This is a genomic window from Coleofasciculaceae cyanobacterium, assembly GCA_036703275.1.
Lineage (GTDB): Bacteria > Cyanobacteriota > Cyanobacteriia > Cyanobacteriales > Xenococcaceae > Waterburya.
The window spans coordinates 1-5,248 of the sequence record DATNPK010000005.1 but is presented as its reverse complement, the minus strand read 5'-3'; the positions used below and the strand labels follow the sequence as shown (position 1 = coordinate 5,248).

7 protein-coding genes and 1 pseudogene are annotated in these 5,248 nt (G+C 36.9%); 5 read left to right on the top strand and 3 right to left on the bottom strand.

Annotated elements, in window-relative coordinates; translation table 11 throughout:
• The first annotated feature begins 382 nt into the window (after positions 1 to 382).
• Positions 383 to 1,099 carry a transposase gene (locus V6C71_00310; protein ID HEY9766933.1) on the top strand — a complete coding sequence of 239 codons (717 nt, stop codon included), beginning with the start codon at positions 383 to 385 and terminating at the stop codon, positions 1,097 to 1,099.
• A gap of 19 nt (positions 1,100 to 1,118) precedes the next feature.
• On the opposite strand, the pseudogene V6C71_00305 reads toward V6C71_00310, so the two are convergent.
• A pseudogene (locus tag V6C71_00305) lies at positions 1,119 to 1,921 on the bottom strand (ISAzo13 family transposase).
• 540 nt (positions 1,922 to 2,461) lie between these two features.
• Here V6C71_00305 and V6C71_00300 point away from each other — a divergent pair.
• From V6C71_00300 to V6C71_00285, 4 genes are all read left to right on the top strand, one after another.
• Complete coding sequence (locus tag V6C71_00300; GenBank protein ID HEY9766932.1) at positions 2,462 to 3,013, top strand: ISAs1 family transposase; 552 nt, start codon at positions 2,462 to 2,464, stop codon at positions 3,011 to 3,013.
• Complete coding sequence (locus tag V6C71_00295; GenBank protein ID HEY9766931.1) at positions 3,009 to 3,569, top strand: ISAs1 family transposase; 561 nt, start codon at positions 3,009 to 3,011, stop codon at positions 3,567 to 3,569. The genes V6C71_00300 and V6C71_00295 overlap by 5 nt, the downstream gene beginning before the upstream one ends.
• Before the next feature lie 106 nt (positions 3,570 to 3,675).
• Positions 3,676 to 3,831, top strand: coding sequence for a hypothetical protein (locus V6C71_00290; protein HEY9766930.1), 156 nt, complete (start codon positions 3,676 to 3,678; stop codon positions 3,829 to 3,831).
• The gene (locus tag V6C71_00285; GenBank protein ID HEY9766929.1) at positions 3,828 to 4,256 is read left to right on the top strand and encodes a hypothetical protein; all 429 of its coding nucleotides are present in this window, start codon (positions 3,828 to 3,830) and stop codon (positions 4,254 to 4,256) included. The genes V6C71_00290 and V6C71_00285 overlap by 4 nt, the downstream gene beginning before the upstream one ends.
• Positions 4,257 to 4,509: 253 nt before the next feature.
• On the opposite strand, the gene V6C71_00280 is transcribed toward V6C71_00285, so the two are convergent.
• Together V6C71_00280 and V6C71_00275 are read right to left on the bottom strand one after the other, a co-directional pair.
• Positions 4,510 to 4,644 (bottom strand): hypothetical protein, encoded by a 135-nt coding sequence (locus V6C71_00280; protein HEY9766928.1) that lies wholly within the window; start codon positions 4,642 to 4,644, stop codon positions 4,510 to 4,512.
• Between the two features lie 405 nt (positions 4,645 to 5,049).
• Positions 5,050 to 5,248 (bottom strand): hypothetical protein (locus V6C71_00275; GenBank protein HEY9766927.1); only part of this gene is annotated, 199 nt, incomplete at its 5' end.

Here is a 5,248-nt window from a genome sequence, read left to right as displayed (position 1 = left end):
TTGGTTCAAAACCCAGGCTCAACTGCAAACCAAAGTCGATCAACTTATATGTGAGTTAACGCCAGAAGTGATTGCTTCGAGCACCGGTTATTCTTTCATCAACGATGCCCTATCTGCCCTGAATGCTATTTAAATTGGTATGATATCACTGATACAGAAGAAAATGGTCGAGGTTTTGGTTATCCAGGGAGTCCCAAGGGAACAACAGCGGCTTTCCCAAAAGCACGGTTAGTAATTCTGGTAGAGTTAGGAACTCATATCATTACAGATGCTCTCATCAGTCCTTATCGAATCGGCGAAAGAGTCAGAGCGAGAAAGTTATTGCGTTGTGTTCAAAAAGGAATGTTGTTAACTTGGGATAGAGGACTTGATTCCCTGGCTGATGGTCTTGGAATCACTTGACCAAAAATGTCATATTCTGGGTCGCATTCGCAAGAACGTTAAATTTGCTCCTGTTCAAGAATTACCTGATGGTTCTTATTTATCTTGGGTCAATCCTGACCGTAAATCTAAAAAAAAGGGAGCAATTCAAATTCAAGTCAGAGTTATTGAATATGTGATTCGGGAAAAAGGCACAGAAGTTGTTTATCGCTTAATTACTGACTTGATGGATTATGAACTGTTTCCATCTGAACTTCTGGCATCAGAATATCATTGGCGTTGGGAGGTAGAAAACACGCTGGCTGAATTCAAAACTCATCTTAATGCTCGAAAAACACCGATTCGTTCAAAAAAACCTAAATTAGTTGTTCAAGAAATTTATGGGTGGTTACTGGCTTACTGGGCAGTACGTTCTTTAATCTTTCGTGCTTCTAGCACTAACGATAAATCTCCTCTCAGATTTAATTTTACAAGAACTTTACGAATTTTACGTCGTGCTATCTCTCAATGTCAGCAGGCTTTGCCTTCTTCTCTACCTTACTTTTTCTCTTGGTTAATTTCGGAAATTGCCGAACAAATCCTGACGACCCGTCAAGGTCGAACTAATCCCAGAGTCGTTAAGAAACCTCGCTCTAAATTTAAAGCCACAAAGCCAATTCATCGAACTGGGTTTACTCAACTTCAACCTTTTACTTTTACTGTTGTTCCTGCTGCTTAATTTTTAACCGAACAGTATTAGAGTACCACCAATGACGAATCGACTCTACTGCAAATTCTGCCGTATCATGATCGATACCCACATTGACCCAACCTTTATTTAAGGTTAAATCATAAATTCCATAGGGAATTACTTTCCCTAATTGGGGGTCAACAAAATCATGCATTCGTACTTAAACTGGTTCTTCTTTTTGACACCATTCAGTTCCAGGGTTTTTAAAGTTGCCAATTAACTCTTTTTTCTTCGTATCGACTGAAATTACAGGTTCGTTCTGGGATTGAAAATCTTTGACCAACTTTGAAATATACAGAAATTGTTGGTCGCGCGCTGCGTGAGATGAGCCGTCACGGGTCTTTCGATTTGATTGTAAGCTATAGCCTAGGGACAAAAGCAAATTGTAGACACTTTTGGGACTAATTCTGTGTCCCCCAAGATTCAGTGCATCCGCCAGTTTGACCACGCTTTTTGAAGTCCATTTCAAAACCGACTCTGGGTCTCCCAATGTCATTGGTTCAATCAGCGATTCTAAGTCAACCAGCAACATTGCATCTTGTTCTTCAAGTAATTTACGTCCTCCTCCTTGGATACGAATTCTGCTACTTTCGTTTGCCGTTTTTCCTTCTCTCGATTCTTCTAACGAACGTATTCCCTTTTGAATTGTCGTACGAGATAGCCCCGTTGCCAAAGATACCTGAGTAATCCCTCCCCATCCTAAGCTTCTAGCTTCAATCCCTGCCCAAATACGACGAGTTTTTTCGTTTAAATAAGGCAAAAGCTTTTCGTACTTATCTCGAATCTTTCGATTACCTGATTATTAGACATCTAAAACTTTTATTTAGTTACATTCTCATTATCTAACTTTTCATTAAATTGTTCACTTTATTTTTACACAATGCCTAAATTTAATTCCGCCTAGCTACCTATGTTGCCCGAATAGCTTTTTTCTATAAACTTTATGTATTTGAGCTGTGGGAACGATAATCTAGACTGAAAATTAGAGAAGAAGAGAGTTTGAGACAAGTGGCAAAAAAAGATAGGCTGAAGAACAAGTCATCAAACATATCGTCATATAATGTTACCTGAATTATATCAAACCCATTTCCAACAAGATCTCAAACCATCAGATTATTTATTGTTAGAAATTCTGATTAATCTTCTACAATCAATTAAAAAGTAAATTTTGAAAAAATTAGCGACTTGTTTGCCATTACCAATACTTTTTGAAAGCAGAAGAAAGAAAATACAGAGATTTTTATCCCTGGAAGTATGGAGTGTGAAGACAATATGGTTATCTTTAATTTATCAGGGCTATTTCATTCTCGATGGTAGAGTAATTATGGTAGTCTAAATTAAGCTAAAAAAATGAATAAAATAGCAATAATAGATGCATTCTCTGGAATACCAGATCGTAGAAGGAAGCAGGGGACAAGGCATTCATTACAATTATGTCTGGCTTTATTTACCTTAGCAGTGGCAGCAGGCAATCAAGGATTTTTAGCAATAGGAGATTGGCTAAAGTCATACAATGAAGAACTAAAAAAGTTATTTAAAGTAAACAGAATTCCTTCTTACAGCACTATAAGAAGGTCATTGCTCGGTCTAGATTATGAAGATTATTCGGCAAAATTAGCCAACTTCTTCAAAATTAAGCCATTACCAGGAGAAACTCTGGCGTTAGACGGCGAAGTATTAAGAGGCTCATACTTATTATCAGAAGAAATTCGAGACTGTGAGCCACATAAAGCAATTACTTTAGTTAGCGCATATTTGGTAGAAAGAGGATTAATTCTTGAACCCCAAGAGGTAGAAAATAAAAGTAATGAAATTTCTGCTGTACCAAAGTTGATTGAATCTCTGGCACTCAAAGGAGTAGTAGTAGCATTTGATGCCATGAACACACAAAAAAACGATTAATAAGATTGTTCAAAGTGGGAACCATTATCTTGCTGCCGTCAAAGGAAACCAGCCCAAACTTTATCAATTTATACAAAAACAATTGACCAAGGATGACTGTTTTGAACATATTGGCAAGGGGCATTGGAGAATTGAGAAACGTCGAGTGAACATTAGCTATTTAAACCAAGAGTTATCTCAATGGCTTGCGGTTAAAACCGTGATTAAGGTTGAATCAGAGCGACAATTGAAATATCACACTGAGTTCAGTACCAGGTACTATATTTCTGACATACAAGAATCGGCATTTAATTTTTATCAAAGGATTCGCGGTTATTGGGGTGTAGAGAATCAAGTTCACTATGTCCGAGATGTAACTCAAGGAGAAGATAAATCCAGAATTAGAACTGCTCCTCTGCCACAATTTTTAGCGATCGCCCGTAATTTGGCGATTAATTTGTATCGGGATGCTGGGTTTAACAACATGGCTCAAGCATATGCGGAGCGGTATCCTTTAGGACAGCGTAAATGCCAATTTGGTTTAGAGCATATTTTGTCTCTTTTTAGAATGAAATAGCCCTGTTAATTTATCAATGGATAGATGAGTCAATTGACCCGAAAGGAGTATGGCATTTAGCAATAGATAGAAGTAGATGGCAATCAATCAATATATTAGTCATTAGTTGGATTTAGCATTTTGGCTCAGAGAGAAGAAAGTATACTTCTGTTTGCGTCTTAAAAAGAATAACTTTGTTGAGCTTGAATCAGAAATTTGGTGTGAACTACAACAGTTAGGATTGAAACCAGAAATATCTTTATATCTTTGGGGAGTAAAATGACCAAAACTAAACAAGTGGCAGGGTTTGATTTAGCAGCTAAGTGGCAGAAAAAACGTTATGGTTTAAACCCAGAAGAAGGTTGGTTTATTTTAACGAACTTGGGGTCTTTAGAGGAAGCAATTACTGCTTATAAGAAACGATTTGGGATTGAAGAGATGTTTCGAGATTTTAAGAAAGGTGGTTATAACTTGGAAGGAACTAAAGTCATAGGCGATCACTTGATTTCTTGGCTAATTTTAATGAGCATTGTTTATACAGTTAGTACCTTTACTGGACAGAAAATCAAGAGTACAGGAATTGAAAACTATATCGGTAGAGTCAAAGAATTAAAACGTACTTTCTCAAGACATAGTAACTTTTATATTGGTTTATATGGTTATAGTTGGCTCAATTTTTGCTTTGCTCTTTCGGAAAAAACAACTTAATTAATGAATTTATCTCCTAATAAATGCCCATTTTATCAACGAGGTCAGAAACCCATGACACTTATTCTATCTGCTTTCTAGCTACTATTGTCGCCCCGCTAGGTATTTGAGTAAAGCTTGCAAAGCTCGCCAGTCGGTATTTGATCGCTCTCGTCGAGATGTAGTTCTAAATATTTCCGATTTACTCGAAGGTTGCATAGATAGCGAGCGCGCAGCTTCTGAAGCAGAATCTAGATTTACAAACCTGGCTGACTTATTCTTCAATTGTTTTATGGATAAAGGCTTGGGCACATTGCTGTAAACTGTGCATGGGTTGCAGGTTGCTTAGCTTGAATACATCTTGCTTGCTGAATCCTTGTGCTAGCGTAATAATCGCTAGGCTTTTCATTTAATGCCCTCATATAGTTGATGATTGCTGTATCATAGTCACCTTGATAGTATGCTCTGTCTGCAATTCGGATATTTCTAACGTATTTAGGATTACTCCCTTCTCGAAGGATGAAAGACAAGTAAGCAAATATAAAATGTAGAAAATTGAAAGAAACATCTGACTTTAAGAACGAGAATTAAAATATTGCAAAGGAAAACTATTTGCTTTTAAAAAATCACTCAAATGCATGATTTAGTGATTGGTTTGTACATTAATAAGTACGAGTTTGGCAGAAAAATATAACTTATTCAACATCTTTGCTACACTACCCTATTTTTTGATGCAATTACCCTGGCCAATGAGATTGCTATCCAAACTGTCATTTAATTCATTTACAACATGCATTTTCATGGAGAATTGGTATTAAGAGCGCATAACATCAGTTAGTAGATGATTAAGTATTAAGTCAAATACCTCTTTGGCTTCAATAGTTTTGCTATTTAATAAGTCTTGCTGTTGAGTAATTAACAATGGCGATCGCCCTACCGCCTGAGTAACATGACCATGAGAACCTTTGACTAAGCTGGCATCTAAAGGAATTACATCCATCAGGTATCGAAAA